At 35.3% G+C, this 19,664-nt stretch carries 24 protein-coding genes; 23 read left to right on the forward strand and 1 reads right to left on the reverse strand.

All coding sequences use genetic code 11. The features are described 5' to 3' along the window. Window positions 1–130: 130 nt before the first annotated feature. The 22 genes from EHQ64_RS16745 to EHQ64_RS16855 all read left to right on the forward strand — a co-directional run bounded on the left by EHQ64_RS16745 (window position 131) and on the right by EHQ64_RS16855 (window position 18,105). On the forward strand, window positions 131–688 hold the full coding sequence (locus EHQ64_RS16745; protein ID WP_135650951.1) for a hypothetical protein: 558 nt from the start codon (window positions 131–133) through the stop codon (window positions 686–688). A gap of 280 nt (window positions 689–968) precedes the next feature. Beyond that, window positions 969–1,250, forward strand: coding sequence for a type II toxin-antitoxin system RelE/ParE family toxin (locus tag EHQ64_RS16750; protein WP_081603616.1), 282 nt, complete (start codon window positions 969–971; stop codon window positions 1,248–1,250). A 12-nt stretch (window positions 1,251–1,262) separates the two neighbouring features. Then, entirely contained in the window at window positions 1,263–1,568 is a 306-nt protein-coding gene (locus tag EHQ64_RS16755; protein ID WP_036090699.1) for a HigA family addiction module antitoxin, read from the forward strand. 208 nt (window positions 1,569–1,776) lie between these two features. After that, window positions 1,777–2,472: a hypothetical protein gene (locus EHQ64_RS16760; RefSeq protein ID WP_135650952.1), complete on the forward strand. Its 696-nt coding sequence runs from the start codon at window positions 1,777–1,779 to the stop codon at window positions 2,470–2,472. 18 nt (window positions 2,473–2,490) lie between these two features. Continuing rightward, window positions 2,491–3,210: a hypothetical protein gene (locus tag EHQ64_RS20430; protein WP_246048818.1), complete on the forward strand. Its 720-nt coding sequence runs from the start codon at window positions 2,491–2,493 to the stop codon at window positions 3,208–3,210. Between the two features lie 653 nt (window positions 3,211–3,863). Beyond that, complete coding sequence (locus tag EHQ64_RS16775) at window positions 3,864–4,613, forward strand: hypothetical protein (RefSeq protein ID WP_135650953.1); 750 nt, start codon at window positions 3,864–3,866, stop codon at window positions 4,611–4,613. A 192-nt stretch (window positions 4,614–4,805) separates the two neighbouring features. Beyond that, window positions 4,806–5,561 (forward strand): hypothetical protein, encoded by a 756-nt coding sequence (locus tag EHQ64_RS16780; RefSeq protein WP_135650954.1) that lies wholly within the window; start codon window positions 4,806–4,808, stop codon window positions 5,559–5,561. Window positions 5,562–5,573: 12 nt separating this feature from the next. After that, window positions 5,574–5,903, forward strand: coding sequence for a hypothetical protein (locus EHQ64_RS16785; protein ID WP_135650955.1), 330 nt, complete (start codon window positions 5,574–5,576; stop codon window positions 5,901–5,903). Between the two features lie 202 nt (window positions 5,904–6,105). Continuing rightward, window positions 6,106–6,813 carry a hypothetical protein gene (locus tag EHQ64_RS16790; RefSeq protein ID WP_135650956.1) on the forward strand — a complete coding sequence of 236 codons (708 nt, stop codon included), beginning with the start codon at window positions 6,106–6,108 and terminating at the stop codon, window positions 6,811–6,813. Window positions 6,814–7,758: 945 nt separating this feature from the next. Then, the gene (locus EHQ64_RS16795) at window positions 7,759–8,001 is read left to right on the forward strand and encodes a CopG family transcriptional regulator (RefSeq protein ID WP_135651229.1); all 243 of its coding nucleotides are present in this window, start codon (window positions 7,759–7,761) and stop codon (window positions 7,999–8,001) included. Beyond that, window positions 7,991–8,266: a type II toxin-antitoxin system RelE family toxin gene (locus tag EHQ64_RS16800; RefSeq protein ID WP_135650957.1), complete on the forward strand. Its 276-nt coding sequence runs from the start codon at window positions 7,991–7,993 to the stop codon at window positions 8,264–8,266. The genes EHQ64_RS16795 and EHQ64_RS16800 overlap by 11 nt, the downstream gene beginning before the upstream one ends. A 217-nt stretch (window positions 8,267–8,483) precedes the next feature. Further along, window positions 8,484–9,968: an ATP-binding protein gene (locus tag EHQ64_RS16805; protein WP_135650958.1), complete on the forward strand. Its 1,485-nt coding sequence runs from the start codon at window positions 8,484–8,486 to the stop codon at window positions 9,966–9,968. A 202-nt stretch (window positions 9,969–10,170) separates the two neighbouring features. After that, a complete protein-coding gene (locus EHQ64_RS16810; protein WP_135650959.1) occupies window positions 10,171–10,749 on the forward strand; it encodes a suppressor of fused domain protein in 579 nt (192 codons plus the stop codon). Between the two features lie 127 nt (window positions 10,750–10,876). Further along, entirely contained in the window at window positions 10,877–11,560 is a 684-nt protein-coding gene (locus tag EHQ64_RS16815) for a DUF4328 domain-containing protein (RefSeq protein ID WP_135650960.1), read from the forward strand. A gap of 200 nt (window positions 11,561–11,760) precedes the next feature. Then, the gene (locus EHQ64_RS16820) at window positions 11,761–12,558 is read left to right on the forward strand and encodes an NADase-type glycan-binding domain-containing protein (RefSeq protein ID WP_135650961.1); all 798 of its coding nucleotides are present in this window, start codon (window positions 11,761–11,763) and stop codon (window positions 12,556–12,558) included. 46 nt (window positions 12,559–12,604) lie between these two features. Beyond that, on the forward strand, window positions 12,605–13,411 hold the full coding sequence (locus EHQ64_RS16825; RefSeq protein WP_135650962.1) for a hypothetical protein: 807 nt from the start codon (window positions 12,605–12,607) through the stop codon (window positions 13,409–13,411). Window positions 13,412–13,568: 157 nt separating this feature from the next. After that, a complete protein-coding gene (locus EHQ64_RS16830) occupies window positions 13,569–14,057 on the forward strand; it encodes a VOC family protein (protein WP_135650963.1) in 489 nt (162 codons plus the stop codon). A 152-nt stretch (window positions 14,058–14,209) separates the two neighbouring features. After that, window positions 14,210–14,776: a dihydrofolate reductase family protein gene (locus tag EHQ64_RS16835; protein WP_135650964.1), complete on the forward strand. Its 567-nt coding sequence runs from the start codon at window positions 14,210–14,212 to the stop codon at window positions 14,774–14,776. A 279-nt stretch (window positions 14,777–15,055) separates the two neighbouring features. Further along, window positions 15,056–15,448, forward strand: coding sequence for a hypothetical protein (locus tag EHQ64_RS16840; protein WP_135650965.1), 393 nt, complete (start codon window positions 15,056–15,058; stop codon window positions 15,446–15,448). 179 nt (window positions 15,449–15,627) lie between these two features. Further along, window positions 15,628–16,752, forward strand: a complete 1,125-nt coding sequence (locus EHQ64_RS16845; RefSeq protein WP_135650966.1) for a hypothetical protein — start codon at window positions 15,628–15,630, stop codon at window positions 16,750–16,752. 138 nt (window positions 16,753–16,890) lie between these two features. Then, window positions 16,891–17,583 (forward strand): hypothetical protein, encoded by a 693-nt coding sequence (locus EHQ64_RS16850; RefSeq protein WP_135650967.1) that lies wholly within the window; start codon window positions 16,891–16,893, stop codon window positions 17,581–17,583. A gap of 120 nt (window positions 17,584–17,703) precedes the next feature. Continuing rightward, on the forward strand, window positions 17,704–18,105 hold the full coding sequence (locus EHQ64_RS16855) for a hypothetical protein (protein WP_135650968.1): 402 nt from the start codon (window positions 17,704–17,706) through the stop codon (window positions 18,103–18,105). Window positions 18,106–18,178: 73 nt separating this feature from the next. Here EHQ64_RS16855 and EHQ64_RS16860 read toward each other — a convergent pair whose 3' ends face one another. After that, window positions 18,179–18,688, reverse strand: coding sequence for a hypothetical protein (locus EHQ64_RS16860; protein WP_135650969.1), 510 nt, complete (start codon window positions 18,686–18,688; stop codon window positions 18,179–18,181). Window positions 18,689–19,018: 330 nt separating this feature from the next. On the opposite strand from EHQ64_RS16860, the gene EHQ64_RS16865 reads away from it, so the two are divergent. Then, window positions 19,019–19,612 (forward strand): alpha/beta hydrolase, encoded by a 594-nt coding sequence (locus tag EHQ64_RS16865; RefSeq protein WP_281275542.1) that lies wholly within the window; start codon window positions 19,019–19,021, stop codon window positions 19,610–19,612. Window positions 19,613–19,664: the final 52 nt, after the last annotated feature.

A 19,664-nucleotide genomic window follows, 5' to 3' on the forward strand; every position in this document is an offset into this window, starting at 1 on the left:
TCACTCGTCTTGCTAAGCAAGCCTCATGCCAAGTGCGTGCGCACTCGCGAAACGTCGTCAAGCCTTGGTCGTTAGGCGAAAGCCACCAAATTATTGTCGATATGGATGAAATAAAAATACAGGTAATTAAATGATCAGAAATACTAGACTTCTTCTTTTACTATTAATTCCAGTTTTTTCTATACAGGCCTGGAAAGGTGATTCATTTGAAAAAATATTGAAAGATTTCAATTTTCAATTTAGTTTTAGTAATGATTTCAGATCGATAAAGACAAAAGATAATCCAAATTTGTATTATGATTATGCAATTAAGCATAAGAGCAAAAAATTAGAAATCAGATATTTCATTGGCTTGCCAGCACCTAAAGTTGAAGGATTCGATTTTGAAAAGAATGAGTTTTATAAAAAGCAAGCTCTAACAACAGCAGCAAACGTTTGTCAGTGTATGGATAGGATTCGTTCGAAAGAGTTATCTGCAGATACAGTTTTGTCGTTTAATGCAGATTGGGGAGCCAATTTTTATATTGAGGCGACTTCAGAATTTGGCCGGGGGTTCAAGTATTCAATAGTGACGGCAGTTCATAAGAAAGATTTGCCTGATCTTTATACAATATTTCTTTTTGATGATTTTGAATTAGTAATGCCTGATATCCAGGCAGCTGCCTTAAATCTCAAATATAACCCATAATCTATTAAACAAGTGGCCATCGCCTAACTATCGGCTCTGACGCTGCGCTTCGGGTTTGCTTTGCAACCCTCGCTTGGGCTGCGCCACATTGGCTCAGTCACTCGTCTTGCAAAAGCAAGTCTCGTGCCTGTCTTCGCTTTGCTCAGCGCGCCAACGTCGTCAAGCCTTGGTCGTTATACGCCATGCTTAAAATTCATTTTATATAGGAAAAACTACAAAATTTGCTTCAAATCTTATTAATGGCGCTTGACACCAGTGGTGCATATCGCCATTATAAATTGTGATCCTTTCTTTTTCGGATAAAGAATGCGAAACCATATGGCTGGGTAAGTTTTCAAAGAAATTCCCGAAGGATATACAAAGAACAGCTAGACGGAAGCTTATACATTTAGATAGCGCGAAAACTTTAGAAGATTTAAAAATTCCTCCCGGTAACAGATTGCATGCTTTATCTGGAGATAGGCGAGGACAACATAGTATTTCCATAAATATGCAGTATCGGATTTGCTTTATTTGGGAAAATGGTAATGTAACAAATGTCGAGATAGTCGATTATCATTAGGCGGCAATAATTATGAATAAAGAATTAATGAATATTCACCCTGGAGAAATCTTAATAGAAGATTTTCTAAAGCCGATGGAAATTACTGCTTATAAATTAGCTCAAGCTACTCATATAGATCAAAAGCGTATAAGTGAAATAATTCATGGTCGTCGTTCTATTACTGCTGATACTGCGCTAAGATTTTCTCGTTTTTTTGGAAATTCACCAGAGTTCTGGTTATCAATACAAGCTCATTATGATTTAGAAGTTAAACAGTATGAGCTTAAAAATGAATTAAAAACGATCAAAAAGTTTCAAGAACTTCAAGCTAGTTAATCAAGCACGGCGTATAACTATCGGCTTGGCGTTGCGCTTCGGACTCGCTTCGCGATCCTCGCTCCAGGCTTCGCCACATTTCGCTTTGTCATTCGTCTTGCAAAGCAAGCCTCATGCCAAGTGCTTACGCACTCGCGAAACGTCGTCAAGCCTTGGTCGTTAGGCGAAACACGCATTAATTTTATTTTATAACCATAAACGAGTGCCGATGAAAAAGAACATATTCCTTATCTTAGTAAGTATGAGTATCCATTGTTCAGCAGAGCAAGGTAGGGTAGAAAATTATATTCCGCCTTCGACTGAAGAAAGAAATAGTATAATTTGGACATCCAATGAAAAATTTCCTAATGGAAAAGAATGGGCTTTTGAGAATGATTTTTCATTTTATAGATATGTAGATATTCTAAAAAAGTTTAATAAAGAAACTGCTTATATCTTGTATGATATTAATAAACAAGCAATTGCTATTGCATTTGAAGATTTTATATACGTTAATCGAATATTCTTTTCAGATGTGAATCGAAAAGATTTTCTAAAGATAATTGAAAAATATTTAGACTGGGAACTGATAGCAAAGAAGAATAAAGAAACTTTAGAAAAAGACATTGGTGAGGTTGGCTTTTATTGCCTTTGGAGTCAAAAAAATGGAGATTCTCATTTATCCTCGGAACAAAAAATGAAGATTAGCTTTCTGAGCCAAAATAAAGACTATCATCAGCTTGTTCTTATGTTTCCGACGGTAAGTTCAGAAAGAAATGACTATATATCGCATAAGCCGGAAACGATTTATCTAGATAAAAGTAACGTATTGGCCCTTAAAAGTATATTCGATGATGCTTCAATTGGAAAAGTATTACAGAAAATTATACAAACGCAGAAAGCAGAGGAAGAAAAATACAAATAAGCTCATGCTTAAGAATGCGTGCATCGCCTAACTTTCGGCTCTGACGCATCGCTTCGAGATGCTTCGCACTCTCGCTCGGGCTGCGCCACATTTCGCTTTGTCACTCGCCTTGCAGAGCAAGTCTCGCGCCAAGTCCTAACGGACTCACGAAACGTCGTCAAGCCTTGGTCGTTAGGCGAACATGCAGGCAAATTTTTCTCTTTTACTAAAATGAACTTTCTCGATAAATTACTCAAAACTATCGATTTATGGGTACCTGACGAACGTCAGGTAATGTTAGATAAAGGAAAAGATTTTGAGAAATATGTAATATCAAAATTTGATAAGAAATATTTCACTATAGTCGATTGGACACGAGATCATAATATAAATTCATCTGGGCGATTAGTAGAAAGTAATCTAAATCCCGATCTTAAAATTCGTTATAATCCGACAAAAGATTTATTTGCTGTGGAATGCAAGTTCAGAAGTAATCCGGTGAAAAGTTCGAAGATTAATGATTATGTAGTTAATTGGTCTAAGCCAGAACAAATCAAAAGATATTCTGACTTTATGAGTAGGGAAAGAATTCCTGTGTTTATTGTAATTGGTCTTTCTGGTGAGCCCAGAAGCCCGGAATATATGTTTTGTTTACCATTGACGTCTGCTCCGTATCCGGAAATATTTCCAAGCGTACTGGATAAGTTTGAGCGTGATCCGCGAAAGAACTTTTTCTGGCAAAATGGAATTTTAAAATAATTATAAAGTAAAAATTGTTGCATGATAATGCCTGCACGTCGCCTAACTTTCGGCTCTGACGCTGCACTTCGGGATTGCTTCGCAACCCTCGCTTGGCCTCCGGCACATTTCGCTTTGTCACTCGCCTTGCAGGGCAAGTCTCGCGCCAAGTCCTTACGGACTCGCGAAACGTCGTCAAGCCTTGGTCGTTAGGCGCCATCCGAGAGAACTCTTGAGTTTTGGTTATGAAACTCGGAAGTTTTAGAAATTTACAGTGAATTGGCCTTAAAAAATCATTCTCTATAATTCTCGCTCCTTGATAGCTTATTTCAAAAGTATATCGGTTGGAGCTATTTACAGAATTTGGTTACTTGAGTCGCTTGGTGAAATCGGAGCGTCTTTTAGTATTTGCAAAAAGGGTAGTAAGGGCATGTTTCTTAGAGTGGAGATTGGGTTAACTCTCTCGTTATACATTCGGACGGCAGCCTAACTATCGGCTCTGCTGCATCGCTTCGGGATTACTACGTAACCCTCGCTCGGCCTTCGGCAAATCGCCTCGGTCACTCAAATTGCAAAGGCAATTTTCGTTCCCGTCTTCGCTTCGCTCAGCACGGCGACTTCAGCAAGCCTTGGTCGTTAGGCGAAAGTCAGCATCAATTAAATAGAATGACAATATGAAATTTGAATTAGTAGTAATTGTAGGAATTATCAGTGTAGTAGCCTGGAATTTAGCTCTGTATATAATCGGGAATGCTTTTTGGGGTGAAAGAAGCTACATTGTATATCAATGGAAGAGTAGAATTGCAAGTTCCATTGCAATGATTAAGCAATCATGGTTAACGGGCATTTGCTCATTAGCTATTTTCTCTTCATTTATGCTTCTGGATATTGTGGTGAATTTTGTTAAAGTATTTTCCATTTTTAATTCGGATACATCAAACCCTGTCTCAAATAGGAAAGCAAAACCGCAAAATTATACTCATCTGAGTGATATTACTATTTTATTTTCTGTTTCGATTACAATAGTTATTCTACATAATAGTAATACATCAACAATTGATCAGTGGTTATTTTTGTATCTTTTGTGGAGACTTGTCCATCCCATTACAACGTATTTTCAAATGATTTTTGAGTCATTCTTACCTGAAAAAAATAGTCCAGATGTTTTAGCATCTCTTCCTAGATCGTTCATTCTATGGATAATTTCTTTAATAGAAGTTTCATTGATTCTTTCTTGGAGTAAGGACGGTTACATGAGCTTAAAGTATATAACTTCAATCATAACACTCGGATGTGACAATTGCTCAGACATGAAAATTAACGAGAATTGGTTTAGAATCTTCGGATTCGTTTTAATTACTATCTTTATAAGAAACTTGAGAAATTTGCCCATTATTGACGATAAAAAGAATCAAGAAAGCTGACCTTCGCCTAACTTTCGGCTCTGACGCTGCACTTCGGGATGCTTCGCACCCTCGTTTGGCCTCCGGCACATTGGCTTCAGTCACGACTTTTGCAAAGCAAAAGGTCGTGCCTGTTCTAACGCCTCTTCGAGGCTCAGAAATCGCCAACGTCGTCAAGCCTTGGTCGTTAGGCGAAACGCTTTAATTTTTCCGATGAATAAATTTGACTTTTCCAGTTTGCGAACCATTCAGATAGAGCGCTCAATTAAGAGAGATGGGCCTATAAATGGAATAGGGTCTGGATTCTTAGGAAAATTAGATAATCAAGTCTATGCTATTTTTGCTGCGCATATTAATCGAAAAGGAGAATATTTATCAATTAGAACTGCAATAAGAAATCCTTTAAACCCTTCTCAGGCATTGAGATACACGATCAATCCTACATACTATAAGATCTATAAATTAAAATCTTTTGCAAAGCTATTACTTATTAAAAGAAAACTTTTCCGGCAAAAAATCGAATTTAATACTTTATTTAAGGTAAAAAGAATAATCGATGTTGCTACTCACGTTCTCCCTTATGGATTTAAAGTAATGCATGAACACGCGTTGATAGAATCTAAGGACATATATAAATCTTATGTGAATGTAGAAAGGTTGCCGCAAATACCGAAATTTAAGGAACCCGCATTCTTTTCGGCTCTTTGCGATTTGCGGATGAAATCGATACGTATTGAAGGTCAAATACGATTAATTGACAATATCATTTTTCTATTCAAATCTAAAAGACATTATGTATATATTATTTTAAATAAAGAGAAAGGGCTAGATTTAAAGGGATCCAGCGGATCTCCTGTATTTAACTCGTCCAATGAGGTAGTTGGTATTGTTACCAAGCCATCAATATTTTCAAAAAGAATCCTATATATTACACCCATTGATTTAATTATAAAGAATATAAATAAGTAAAGGAATAGCCATATGAAGAATGATGAAGATTTTATATCTGACCCCCCTGAATTTAAAGATAAAAGATATAGTGCTGATCTAAGTAAAGATACTGATTTAGACATCCAGAGAAATTCGATATTAGCTGAATCTGAAAGTTCAAAGTATCTTCGGATTATAGCTTTTGCTTTAATTCTTGGCGGTTTGGCTCTTGTATTCCTTGGTTATTCTGGCACGATAAGCCTTGAAATAGCCAGTAAGATCCTTAGCGCGAAAATTTTGAATAGTACGCCTGGGTTATTGTCAATTCTTTTAGGCGTAGTAGTAGCAATATTTTCAAGACCCAAGATTAAGATTAAATAAACGCGCTTCGCCTAACTTACGGCTCTGGCGCTCCGCTTCGAGCTGCTACGCACTCTCGCTCCGGGCTGCGCCACATTTCGCTTTGTCACTCGCCTTGCGGTGGCAAGTCTCGCGCCAAGTGCTCCGCACTCGCGAAACGTCGTCAAGCCTTGGTCGTTAGGCGTAATAAACGCCAAAAAATATTGTAAAGGAAAATTCAATTATGGATATACTGTATTCAATTCTGGTGACTACAATTATATCGATACCTTTAACTTCTCTCATTTCATTTTTGATTAAAGCGTGGATAAATTCAGGATTTTCGAAGAAAATTGAAAAATTTAAGAGTGAGCTAGATAATATCACAAGAATTCAGGAGTTTAAGTTCAAAAAAGCACTCGATGATTATTCATTATATTCCGCAAAGAAACACGAAATTTATCGAAACTTGTTTGCAATATTTTCTGAGAGTTTTGGGCACCTTTTTTCACTTTCTGGATTCACTATTGGTCCAGACTATAATGTATTATCGAAGGCTGATATTCTAGAAATAATACCTTCATTAGGTATTTCCGATACAGATAAGAAAGAGATTATTAATTCCGGCGAAATCAAAAAGAAAGATGATATAATTTCAGAAATCCGGAGAGCTGAATATAAAGTTAAAGTAGTGATAGCCGATCAGAAATTTAGTGAATTTAAAAACTTTTCTGTTTTAAATGAAATATACTTTGCTGACGATATAAACAGACTCATAGATGAAATCATTAAGCAAAAGGCAAAATTGATTACTTCTGCTAAAATAAGGGCATTTAATAGCAATAAACATGTTCAAACTGGGATAGATGAAGAATTGATTAAAACAAGTCTAAGCGATTTGAAGGACCAATTAAGAAGAGTAATTCGGAACGGCTTATTAAATTCCGATTAAAGGCGTTTACTACGCCTAACTATCGGCTCTGACGCAGCACTTCGGGATTGCTTCGCAACCCTCGTTTGGCCTTCGGCACATTGGCTTCAGTCACGACTTTTGCAATGCAAAAGGTCGCGCCTGTTCCTAACGCCTCTTCGAGGCTCAGGATTCGCCAACGTCGTCAAGCCTTGGTCGTTAGGCGAAACGATTCAAATCATTTCTAATATAAGAAATTACTCCTTCGATCAATTTTAGATAGTTATAGAGATTATATGAGGCCATTGTTAGAATATTGCTTAGATACCAGTTCAATTCTTCTTTTGCTTATTTGGTCATTTTTGCCTTTGAATTTTGGACTTAAACCAATCTATGAAGATGGATTTTCTTTAGCGTTCTTAAGTATTTTTCCTTTAATAATTCTAGTAATACTTCAATTAAGAGTTAATTTTGGCATATTCCCGTTGAGCCAATATCGTATGTTTATAATTGGCTCGATTTCTATAATTAATTTAGTAATCTTTCTGATTAGTCTTTCTGCATTAATTTATAGACTGTTCAATAGAAGCGATTTACGGAGACCTATCGTTGGGATTATAATAATTTCACTTTGCGTTTTGTTAAGCATACGTATTTCTATGAAATTCATTAAAAATAGTAACTGAGTTGCAGAAATGAATCGCATCGCCTAACTTTCGGCTCTGACGCAGCGCTTCGAGATGCTTCGCACTCTCGCTCGGCCTTCGGCACATTTCGCTTTGTCACTCGCCTTGCGGTGGCAAGTCTCGCGCCAAGTCCTTCGGACTCGCAAAACGTCGTCAAGCCTTGGTCGTTAGACGAAACGACCGCCGAATTTATCTGTAAGATCTAAAATTATTAGGAATTTTGTTCGAAAAGGCTTTAAAAAGCAATTTGACATAAGAATTATAATGCTATATTTTGAATAAAAATGCAGGTCTAATAAGTATGTCCAAAACAATCACATTAAGAATCGAAGATCCAATTTACGATATATTTAAGAAAGCGGCAGAAGGGGAAAGACGTACAATTTCCAATTTTGTGGAGAACGCAGCTATTCAATATTTAACAAATGAATTTTACGCTTCTGATGAGGAAATGGATGAAATTCTTTCAGACAAACAGCTAATTTCATCTTTAAAGAAAGGTCTCAAAGAAGCAGCTCAAGGAAAGTATAAAGTTGTCCGCTGAATATAAAATAGCGGAGACTGAACAATTTCAAAATAAGCTCAAAGATAGACAATTTTCTCATCTTCAAAAGAAACTGACTGATTACGTATATCCAATCCTTAAAAAGAATCCATTTTTTGGACCGAATATCAAAAAGCTAAAAGGTGAGTTTGATGGCCTTTATAGATATCGCATTGGTAAATATCGCTTATTTTATTTGATTAAAGATAACGAATTATTAGTAATTTTTGTAGATATAGATCAAAGAAAGGATAGCTATAAGTAGGGCGGTCGCATCGCCTAACTATCGGCTCTGACGCTTCGCTTCGAGATCGCTACGCGACTCTCGCTCGGCCTTCGGCATATTGGCTCCAGTCACCCCTTTTGCTTTTGCAAAAGATCGTGCCTGTTCCTAACGCCTCTTCGAGGCTCAGAAATCGCCAACGTCGTCAAGCCTTGGTCGTTATACGCAATTTTACAAAAAAATAAAGGAGGAACTAAATATGGCAAAACATGAGGTAGAATTAATAGCAAACGAAGGCATATTTAAGGGTCTAGCAAAGCAAAACATGCTTTTTCATCAATGCATTTGTGAATTAATCGACAACAGTATTTCAGCGAAAAGCGACACAAGAAAGTTCATAATTGATGTTATACTGCACAAGATTGATGATTTATACATTTCAGTATTTGTATGTGATAACGGAAGTGGCATGAATCTTGAAACAATGAAGAATGCACTACAATTAGGCAAAGAACCAGTAGGAACAAATAGACTGAATGAGCATGGATTTGGGCTAAAAAATGCCTTAGCAACACTCAGTTCTGCAAGTGAGGGATGGTCCATATTTTCAAAAGATCTGAATTCGGGAAAGATTGCCTCGGTGAATGGCCCTTTCGGGCCAAAAATGAAAATAGAAGATGATGATAATTTTCCAAATTTTGATTTTTTACCTGCAGACTGTACGACAATAATCGAGTGTAAAGTAAAGCTCTCATTCGTTCAAACATTACAAGGCAGAGGAGCGCCAACAAGCGACCTTTCCAAACTAAGAGAATGGCTAATTGAGCATCTCGGTGTTCTTTACAGAGGTTATATAGAAAATGATCCAATTAGTTACGATAATTTAGGTAATATTTATATTTCCATTGATAAAGACAGACAGGTAGTTCCTCCAATTCCAGTGCCTTTAGGAGCTAGAAAAACAGAATACTTCGATGTTGAAATATCAGGGAAAAATTATAAATTAGAATACCAACATGGCACAATCGATGAGGTCAAACGAGATAAATTAGTACGCGGGAATAAGTCAAAGTATTATTATCTTGGGAACACTTCATCCCAAGGTATTGATATTAGACTTGGAAAACGAGTAATTGCCGTTCGACAATTGGAAACAATATGGAAGACTGATGAAGGAAATCGTTCTACGCAGGTAACTCGTCATAGTGATTTTAATGATTTTGCAGGCGAATTAATTATTCCTGAATTACCGAGAGGCGTCCTTTCTACCGTAAACAATAAGACAGATTTTAACTTGGATGATAATGACTGGCAAAAAATCTTTGACCAATTAAATAATTTCAAACCTCCTCGCCGTCAAAGAGAAAAATCAGAATCGGAACTTCGTAAACGTTGGGTAGCAATGTTAAAGGCTACAAATCCTTTAGAAACTATTTCCGATGAAAAAACAGTGTGGCCTACAGGCGTAAGAATTGATGTCTACCGGAAAATGGCTAATTCTGACATTATTATATATGAATTAAAAGTTGGAACAGGTGCCCCTCAACATTTATATCAATTAAAAATGTATTGGGATGGACTAGCTCTGCAAAACGAAGAGCCCAAAGAAGGCATACTATTGGTAGAAGACTTTAATACAACTTTGGAAGAAATGGCAAATAAAATCAATGGATTTAAATCTCCAACGGGTAAACAATATAACCTTAAAGTGGAAAAATTAAAGGATAGAAATCTATTAAGCTAGTATTCATGAAGTGTAAACCTGCGTATAACTTACAGCTCTGACGCTTCGCTTCAGGATTGCTTCGCAACCTTCGCCACATTTGCTTCTGCCACTCGTCTTGCGGTGGCAAGTCTCGTGCCAAGTGCTTACGCACACGCGAAACGTCGTCAAGCTTTGGTCGTTATGCGCAATAGGCTAGAATATTCACAATAAAAGTATTTATATGAAATCAATCAGTCGAATTTTGCAAGATTCTTATGTAGAGAATTTGATCTCGCATTATAGAAAGGTGTGGGGTAGTAATTATCATCTTCTAAAATTTGATAAAGGCCCTATTGAAAAATTTCCTGATAAGTTTCAGATTATTGAATTTTCTCCTCAAGGGTCAAAGAACTATTGGATATATGCTACAGTTGGAATGTCATTTTACTTTCCTAAGCAGCCAATTGAACTCCATATTTTTTCACCGACTAAAGAAAGAGGATTACTTGAAATTTTATATTCAGTTGTCCATTTTCATTGGTATGAAAGGCAACTAAATTTACTTCATATCGTCAATTTTGGGAAAGGGTGGATAAAATCATCCGCTTGTTCTTATGGATTGATTCAATTGCCTTATATTGACGGGCCAGCTGTCGAAATATTTAACTTTGAGCCTTATGAAGTCCATTGCTATTGGTTATTACCAATCACTGAAAATGAAAGAGATTTCAAAAAGAAATACGGTTTTGATTCTCTCGTAGAGATTTTCGAGAAAAAGCAAATTAACTATATTGACCCAAATAGGAATAGCTTAGTTTAAATAAACTGTCTTACTGCCTACAGCGCCTAACTATCGGCTCTGACGCTACACTCTGCCGTACCATTGTAAAACTTCGGCAAAGTTTGTTCGTTAGGCGAAAGCCAGATACATATCGTTAAGGATTAAAATGGGAAATAGTAAGTCAAATTGGACAAAAGGGCGAGTGGCAATAATAGTCATTTGGACTCTACTCGTTATAAACATATTCTCTCTAATATTTTCAGTATTTCAATTAGAGTTGGTTCTAAAACTTATAAAAGGGATAGAGATATCAGATTTGACTATCGAAAAGTATGACTATTTTGATAGTTTAATTTCTTCAGTAACCTTTGGACTTTACGTCATATCGATTGTTACCTTCTTAAATTGGTTTGCTCCAGCCTACTTAAACTTACTGGATCGTATTCCAAGCTTAAGTGCGACAAATACTCAACTGATACTTTCATGGTTTATTCCAATTATTAACCTTTATCGCCCGTTTGATATCATGAAAGAAATGTTTCGGCGATCTCAGGAATTGTTGATTGAGAAAAAATTCATTTCTAACAAGATTTTCAATATCTCGCTTTTGTCCTGGTGGTGGAATCTCTGGATATTTGATAATATAGTAATTCTTATTAAGAGAAGTTTTCTTTTGCCAGAGAGGTCTGCTGAAGAATTCATAATCGGCATTAGTTTACGTATTTTTGAGAACATTCTTTATATTGCTCTTGTGATAGTAACTGCCAAGATGATTCGCGGTTATGAAAATATCGAATACATGATTTTGGAGATTCCGATCGATAAGGATTTACCGGAACAAGCCGTCTGATCCAAATCACTTTTATTATGTAAAGGCAATACAGTTAATGATGTTCTGGTGCATCGTTTCGAGATTGCCACGTACTTTCACTGCCATCACTACATTTGTTTACGAAAATTCGTTCCGTTGCAAAATGTCGCCGAGTCATAATCGTTCGGTGTAATATTGATAATAATTTTTATAGGAAAAAGGAAAAAATCCCAAAAGCCATGCTAAGAACAATTTCGTTAATTATCCTAATACTCATTAATTTTATACCTTTGTACTCTCAACTTTATGATGCTACTCCTTGCAGTTTTGGAAATAGAAATAACTCTTCTAATTCGAATTTAGAAAGTTTAACCAGTAATAATTTGAAGAAATTTGACTTGTGGGAACAATCTGGGAAAGACTATCCGAACTATTATTCAAATTGGACATCTTCCATTTTAAAACCGGAGGGAGTTCCTCCCAAAAAACAAATTTCATTCAATATCGATGGTTTAGGAAAAGAAACCGTATATACGAAAGAATATATTTCATACACATGTAAGTATTCTCCTGCTGCAGCCTTCGATAATAATACGGGAACCGCATGGTCAGAAGGAGTTGAAGGAGATGGAATTGGTAAGTATATATTCGCTAAAATTGATATTACTAAACCGATAAAAATTTGGAATGGCTTTGGAAAAAATGAAAACTTATATTATAAAAATAATAGAGTTAAAGATTCTACCATCTATATTTTCGTATCAAAATGTAACAGCCATGCCGATAATGCTCGTGCTTACCATAATTTCTTTTTTATCGATAAATTCCGTTTTACACTTCAAGATTTAAATTCTTTTCAAGAAATTAAAGTTCCAAATTCAATATCGGAATATTTTAAAAAAATACATAACGAGGCTCAAGATTCGAAAGAATGTGGAAATGAGAGCAATTATACTTCATTTATCGCCATTCAAATTGATTCAGTTTATAAAGGTTCCAGTTATTCTGATACTTTAATCACGGAAATTAAGAATTAGGATACGCGTAAATACAATGCTTATTCGAAATTAAATAGAGGAAATCATGAAAACTAAAAATATTATTCTAACAATATGCATACTTATACTTGCGAACTCGATTGAAGCGCGAGAATTTTCTTCAAGTGATATATTATTTGTATCCCAAAAGAATAATGCTCCGATGAAGGTTAATCTTAACGCATATTTCTTAGCTCACAATTTTCTAACTCATGTGGCTGGCCCGCTGGGCTTGGATTTATCTGCGAATGAAGCCGTAGGAATGCTGAGGTTTATAGCGGCTTCTGGATCCTTAGCTGCTCCAAATCAAATCTTGATTAAAAATTTTCAAAATGGAGATGATCTGAAAATTAACTTTCGTTATTTAAAGCCTAAAAATGATATAATTTTATTATTTACCGCAAATTATAATGTAAATAGTTCAAAGATCGATAACGAGGATGAGAAGAATATTTTTGCGACCATTTTTGTTCTTTCTCTCGATAGATTAGTATATTATAATGATACATATTCCAAAGAAAAGGAAGATGAATTAAAGAAGTCTGATAATTTATTGTCTCTTTCTGATTCTTATATTCTCGATGAACTTTTTGAAAATGATAATTTGGTTATACCTATTTTAAATAAAATCGAGAGCGATTCAAAACGGGATCCATTTGAAAAGGTAATAGCTATTTTAAGTAAAGGGCAAATAGCTTTAATTAAAAATGATTTCAAGTCTAGTGAAGATATTATCTCGGCTGCAAAATCGGCAATGGGCAATCTCTCGGGTGAAAAATTAACTCAACTAAAGCAGATCTTTGATCTTTTTAGTTACGAACACTCAGTTGTAAGGTTATATACAGAGAAATAGCCTGCCCACACCTAACTTTCGGCTTTGACGCTTCACTTTGGGATGCTTCGCACCCTCGTTTGGCTTCCGGCAAATTTTGATTATCAACTTGACTATGGTAACCTGATCAATTACTACCTGTATCGTAGTAATTGGCAAATATGGCTAAGGAGTTCGAATGCAAAAGATAGTAACTTTTCTTTGGTTTAACGATCAGGCTAAAGAAGCAGTAGATCTTTATATATCGCTGTTTGAAAATGCAAAAATCACGAACATGTCGTATCTCACAGAATCAGTGGCAAAAGCAGCTGGAAAGAAAGCCGGCGATCTGTCAACAATCGACTTTGAACTGAATGGGCAAAACTTTACTGCGCTAAATGGTGGCCCGATGTTTACTTTTAGCGAGGCTATCTCAATAGCTGTAAACTGCAAAACTCAGGAAGAGATTGATAAGTTATGGGAAGCTCTATCAAAAGGCGGCCAAGAAATTTCTTGCGGATGGCTTAAAGATAAATATGGCTTAACATGGCAGATTGCACCGGAATGCCTCGACATCATGATGAGTGATCCAGATACTGTTAAAGCCGATCGGGTTAGTGCTGCTATGCTTGGCATGGGTGGTAAGTTGGATATAAGCGCACTTGAAAAAGCCTACAAAGGTGAATAAAAATTTCATCAAGTCTTTCCCGTTAGGCGTTATAACTCACTGGCACTTGATCAAAGGCCAGCCCACGCAAGACTGATTGTAGTTATCTGTGCAATGCCTTTAAAAGGCTATAAAAATGATGAGAAAGTCGTAGGCGAAAATATAAGGAATATATGAGAAAAATAATCGCAGCAATCAATATGACTCTCGATGGGTTTTGTGACCATACCTCAGGTGTTCCTGATGAGGAAATACATCAACATTATGCTGATTTGTTAAGAAATGCCGGTGCCGTTTTGTATGGTAGGGTAACATACCAGCTTATGGAATTTTGGCGAACTATACTAGAAAATCCCACGGGCGAAAAAGCAATGGATGATTTTGCAGTAGCAATAGACAGCACCCCGAAAATTGTTTTTTCCCGCACGCTGAAAAATGTAGATTGGAAAAGCGTAAAATTGGCAAGTCAAGATCTTGAGAAAGAAGTTTTGGAGCTCAAACAACAATCGGGTAAAGATGTTTTTGTGTGTAGTCCAAGCTTGATCGTAGCTTTGACGAAACTTAATTTAATAAACGAATATCAACTTTGCGTTCACCCTGTTATCGCAGGAAGCGGTTTGCCGTTATTTAAAAATATCAGCGAAAAAATTTTGCTTAAACTTACAAAAACAAGACCGTTTGGCGTTGGTGCAGTTATTCTTTATTATGAACCAACAACAGAAAAAACAACGGCTCATTAAGATAGGATATCGAGAGAAATCCACTCAGTCTCTTTTCTGATTTATAGTAGCAATAGTTCTTGAATTGGAACCACACTAAACTTTAGCGTGTGCGTCCACGGGTTTCTTTCTAAAAATGCAGCAAGTTACTATCTGTTCTGATGCATCACTTTCGATTTACTACGTGACCCTCGCTTAATTTCGTATCATTACAGAACATTGTTAGGCGAAAAAATACCAAATCTATCTTTAAATAAATGAATGATAACAAATTGAAAAATCTGACGGAGAATAACTAATATGGATCCAATTGCTTACAGAGGTATAGAAAGATTGTTAATAGCCTTTGGAGGAATACTCTTCGGGTATTTAGGCTACCGGCTTTTTCTGAAGGGGATAACGACGACTAAAAGCGATTTAAAATTTGAATCCGCTAGTTTGAATATAATTTTTTCAGGAACCGGGCCAGGTTTGTTTTTTATGATATTTGGTGCGATAATTTTAATTACTTCTCTTTATAGTGGAGGAGTCTCGGTCAGTGAGAAGACATCGTTAGATGAAAAAAATACGGAAACGACTGCAACTATCCCCAATGAATCGGAAGAAGCGAAGGTAAAAACAAAATTACCAGAAGTAAAGTCTTCAAAGCCGGAAAGGCCAACTCGTGAAACTCATACGCAAATGGGGCTTTGAATACAATACTTTCATTGCCTAACTAACGAATCCAACTCTTGCTTCCAGCCCTTATTTGGGCTTCGCATATTTGGGTCTGTCACTCATCTTGCAAAGTAAGTTTTGGTCGTTAATCGTTATGAAAACAAATAGCATCGAACTACTTATACCATTTGAGAATTTAATTGTATGGAGATTAAATGAAACTATTACTTCTAATACTGTTGTTAGCTTCCCATAGTATTTTTGCGGATGATGATTATCGAAGACAAATTTTTAAAGCTGTGAATGAGCTAAGAAAAATTGAGGAAAAAAGTTCGAATAAAGAATTAGATAAAAATAATGCTCTTATGGATGAAAACTGGGCCTTATTTAAAAAGAATAAATCCGATTCTATAAGAATATTAAAGAATATTTTGGACGAAGAGATCAAGAAGGAAAAACCAAGTTCCTTGGTTATTTTGGACCTGTCTTGGTTTTTAGTCTTAGAAGATAAAAACAAAAATGAATATCTTCCTCAATTAATTAAGTACTATGAGAGGATAGATTTTAGATCTAAAATAATTTCTTTTAGCTCACAGCAATTCTTTAACTTTTCACTATTTTTAAGTGAAAAGCAACAACCCGATTTTTTAAAACTTATTGATGAACGTTTTTTAAGACATGAAACCGGTACATTTTTCATCCCACAACATATGACTTCCGTTAGTAATCATGCGCAGCGGACGCACCTATATGGGGTTTACGGAAACCAAAGTATTAAACATTTGCTAAATATTTTGGAATCAGAAAAAACAATTACAAATAGACAATCGATTTTAAGTATTTTGCGGAGAATTTGTACTTCGGACTGTGCAATTCCTATTTCCAATCTCTTAGAAAAAGAAAAGGACCATGAATCATTTGTGAGCGGAACCTACATTTTGCTCGATAATGCCGGTCCGATTGGCAAAGAGCTGTATTTAAAACTTTCAACAGGCGCTCTATCCGCAAAGACTAAGGATTATTTTGATAGTGAAAAAGAATTCGCCAAAAATCTTACATACGAATATCTAATGAATCAAATAGAGCAAAAATTTGGAAAGAGTAATAATCAATTTAACGACAAAGAGTTGTTATCCGAGACTGAGAAGATGATCAATAATGCAGGTTCATCGACTACTTTGCATCCATCTGACTTCATTAATAGTACGAAAGATAAAGAAATTTTAATCGGAAAATTGTTGGAAGCAAGACGTAAAAGTTTTTTGAGAGTAAATAGGCATGGATTGGATGATATTGATATTACAAACATGGTGATTAATACTCTCAATTTTAAACCTTAGTATCTCGTCTATCAAGTCGCCTAACTGTTCCCTCAAGATGTTATGCTCTTTCTTCTTTTATAAGAATTGATTGTTAGGCGATATCCCTTCATATTGTACTTTTTTAATTATCATAGAAGGTAGGAATTAATTATTAAAATGAATAACGTTACCCTTAGATGCTTAGTTAGTTCTCTAATCATTCTTGGTATTTCGCAATGTAAGACTAACGCCGAAGTAAATAACGTTGATCATCTTTGGGAAGAATCGAATAAATTAATTTCGGAAATATGCTGCGCTCGGAAAATTAATATAGATGAACTCTTAGATCGGAAGCATGAAAAAACAAAAACCCGGATAAATGGTACGTATATTTACGATAAAAAATCGCAAAAATACATTTTTGATTTTGGGGATATTAACGGAGCAAAAGTCTCACCAGATAATAAAGAAATTCAAAGACAACTTTTGGTTTTAAACTCGGCGTCCAGTAAAGGAATTTATACCGAAGTTATCAAAACGGACAGGAGAAAAACCATTGGAGGTAAGGTTACTATCGGATTTGACTATAAAAGAGAGATCCAGAGTGCGGGGGAAAACAGTTATTTCAAATCTTCATATGGAACGAAGTGGATTGATCCCATTTCAAAGTTATGCCTTTCAAATGAAGAGCATTATACACTTCCGACTTTTTCGCTTTATAGGATTATATTTGAAAAGTCTGAACTAAATGCTAATTTTGAATATGATCGTAATGGAAAATTGGTATTTATAAGTAATGATATTATTATGAAGCTAAAATTTTCTTTTTTCGATTCGACTATACAAACGAAAATTAAATATTACTTATAAATACGACGTATTTCGAATAACTACAAAATTGATGGAAGAGCGGCTTAAGTTATAGACTAAGAAAAATTATTTGCTTCGACTGTCCGTTTTGGACCGGTACTTGGTATGCTTATCTAGAATATGGAAATTATTATCGAGATTATCGTCGAAGTATTTATTGAAATAATAGGACAGTTTATCGCCGGTTTAATAGCGGAAAATATAATGCAGTCGGTGAGGGCATCTAAATTTATCGAATATTTCTTTTGTGCAGTCGGTTACATCATTTTTGGCGCAATAATAGGATATGCAAGTATGTTAGCATTCCCAAAAATTTTGCTTAAAAACCCGAACTTGCAGATTATAAATTTATTGTTGGTCCCAATTTTAGTGGCATTAGCGATTTGTGCTGTAGGGAATTGGCGTAAAAAAATCTCTATTTTCAGAATTAATTTCGAAATATTTATATTCGCTTACTTATTTGCTTTTACTGTTTCATTCGTTCGATACTCTTTTTTAGATGTAGCGAAACCATTTTGGTGATATTAATATCACCTTAATTTTTTAGTCACTTGTTTGCATTCGATAATGCAGACATTGATTATAATGTTTAAGTTTAGTTCAGAAATTTTTTAATATTAATAATGTTTTCTTGATCAAATTTCACTATGACTTCCTGAGTCCCGGCAGTAAATTTTATAGAAATTTCTTTTGCCTTCAATATTCTTTCTTTTAAATCTTCATTGATTAAAATTTCTCCTGAAACAACTAAATCTTCGTCAGTAATTTTTCCAGAAGGATCTGGTTTATATATAACCTGTGAATTCGCATTTTGAACTGTGCCTTCAAGTATAGACTGATCAAATTTGAAATAGAATTTGTTACTAAGCGTCTTTCCAGGAAAGTAAACGTATAGTGTACGCTTGAATTTAATTTTTGCATTTTCAAGCTTGGGTGTACTTGTTTTAAGTTTTGAATAATCGAATTCAAAACCATCAACGAAGTCATTCATTTCGATATTTGTCATCCCAGTGAAATTATCTTTGGTAATCCTAATTTCCCCTCTTGGAATACAAGAAATTAGATAAATGCTTATGATAAAGAAAAAATAATTTGCCGGTCTCATTTACGCCCTTTATGGATAGCTTTCCTTTAATGTAAAATATGTCTATGGTGTTTTTGTATATATTCTTCTGGGTTATATATTATGCATAGTTGCTGTTCGCATTCTAAATTTTGAGGTTTTGACGAATTGAAAAGAAGGGTCCTAATCTTCACAATTGCTGCTTTTACAGTTTTAATCTTAGCTTATCCGTATTTGTTTAGAAGGTTCGTATATTTCGGTAAAAATGAGAAAATAGATCCTGGGCAAATCCCAGGAGAATTAATTACAATTTCTAATTCGGATAGAAAAGTAAACGCTCATTTGTTTTTAGGAAAGGATCTGTCAAAGGGGTTGATCATTTTGCTTCATGGCCAGGGAGGGACCATGTACGGGGAAGCTAGATTTTTTAAATATTTCTATGAACGGGGTTATTCAGCTCTTCTTGTTGAATATGCTGGATTTGGATTATCTAAAGAATATTCGCCAAATGAGATTAGATTGTACGATGATTCGGAGAAAATTATCAAATATGTTCAGAGCAAATATAGTTTTTCTAAACAGAAAACATCATTATGGGGTAGATCTCTCGGCAGCGGCGTTGCCTTAGAATTGTCTTTAAGAGATATATGTTCTCATTTAATTCTTGTGACTCCTTATACATCTTTAGGTGAAGTCGCAAGGTATAAATATTCTCATTTTATTCCGGAATTTCTTATTTTAGATAAATTTGATAATCTTTCAAAAGCGGAGAAGGTAAGTTTGCCTACGCTAATAATCGGAGCAAAATTAGACACATTGACACCAGTGTTTATGGCGAACCAATTAAACAGGAAAATTAACGGCTCAATCTATATAGAGCTACCTCATTCCGACCATTTTCACGTTAATGAAAATTTGTCTTCTTTGGAGTGGGATAGAATAATTTCCTTTTTACAAAAGATATAAGAATATTTCGACTTTCCTTGTCTGATATTCGGATTTGATAGTATAGACATTA

Origin of the sequence: Leptospira sarikeiensis (genome assembly GCF_004769615.1) — a bacterium.
Taxonomy (GTDB): Bacteria; Spirochaetota; Leptospiria; order Leptospirales; family Leptospiraceae; genus Leptospira_B; species Leptospira_B sarikeiensis.

Excerpts from the sequence above, each read along its gene's own strand:
- EHQ64_RS16745 (WP_135650951.1), top strand. The coding sequence starts at position 131 with ATGATCAGAAATACTAGACTTCTTCTTTTACTATTAATTCCAGTTTTT.
- EHQ64_RS16755 (WP_036090699.1), top strand. The coding sequence starts at position 1,263 with ATGAATAAAGAATTAATGAATATTCACCCTGGAGAAATCTTAATAGAA.
- EHQ64_RS16760 (WP_135650952.1), top strand. The coding sequence starts at position 1,777 with ATGAAAAAGAACATATTCCTTATCTTAGTAAGTATGAGTATCCATTGT.
- EHQ64_RS16775 (WP_135650953.1), top strand. The coding sequence starts at position 3,864 with ATGAAATTTGAATTAGTAGTAATTGTAGGAATTATCAGTGTAGTAGCC.
- EHQ64_RS16780 (WP_135650954.1), top strand. The coding sequence starts at position 4,806 with ATGAATAAATTTGACTTTTCCAGTTTGCGAACCATTCAGATAGAGCGC.
- EHQ64_RS16785 (WP_135650955.1), top strand. The coding sequence starts at position 5,574 with ATGAAGAATGATGAAGATTTTATATCTGACCCCCCTGAATTTAAAGAT.
- EHQ64_RS16790 (WP_135650956.1), top strand. The coding sequence starts at position 6,106 with ATGGATATACTGTATTCAATTCTGGTGACTACAATTATATCGATACCT.
- EHQ64_RS16795 (WP_135651229.1), top strand. The coding sequence starts at position 7,759 with ATGTCCAAAACAATCACATTAAGAATCGAAGATCCAATTTACGATATA.
- EHQ64_RS16805 (WP_135650958.1), top strand. The coding sequence starts at position 8,484 with ATGGCAAAACATGAGGTAGAATTAATAGCAAACGAAGGCATATTTAAG.
- EHQ64_RS16810 (WP_135650959.1), top strand. The coding sequence starts at position 10,171 with ATGAAATCAATCAGTCGAATTTTGCAAGATTCTTATGTAGAGAATTTG.
- EHQ64_RS16815 (WP_135650960.1), top strand. The coding sequence starts at position 10,877 with ATGGGAAATAGTAAGTCAAATTGGACAAAAGGGCGAGTGGCAATAATA.
- EHQ64_RS16820 (WP_135650961.1), top strand. The coding sequence starts at position 11,761 with ATGCTAAGAACAATTTCGTTAATTATCCTAATACTCATTAATTTTATA.
- EHQ64_RS16825 (WP_135650962.1), top strand. The coding sequence starts at position 12,605 with ATGAAAACTAAAAATATTATTCTAACAATATGCATACTTATACTTGCG.
- EHQ64_RS16830 (WP_135650963.1), top strand. The coding sequence starts at position 13,569 with ATGCAAAAGATAGTAACTTTTCTTTGGTTTAACGATCAGGCTAAAGAA.
- EHQ64_RS16835 (WP_135650964.1), top strand. The coding sequence starts at position 14,210 with ATGAGAAAAATAATCGCAGCAATCAATATGACTCTCGATGGGTTTTGT.
- EHQ64_RS16840 (WP_135650965.1), top strand. The coding sequence starts at position 15,056 with ATGGATCCAATTGCTTACAGAGGTATAGAAAGATTGTTAATAGCCTTT.
- EHQ64_RS16845 (WP_135650966.1), top strand. The coding sequence starts at position 15,628 with ATGAAACTATTACTTCTAATACTGTTGTTAGCTTCCCATAGTATTTTT.
- EHQ64_RS16850 (WP_135650967.1), top strand. The coding sequence starts at position 16,891 with ATGAATAACGTTACCCTTAGATGCTTAGTTAGTTCTCTAATCATTCTT.
- EHQ64_RS16855 (WP_135650968.1), top strand. The coding sequence starts at position 17,704 with ATGGAAATTATTATCGAGATTATCGTCGAAGTATTTATTGAAATAATA.
- EHQ64_RS16860 (WP_135650969.1), bottom strand. The coding sequence starts at position 18,688 with ATGAGACCGGCAAATTATTTTTTCTTTATCATAAGCATTTATCTAATT.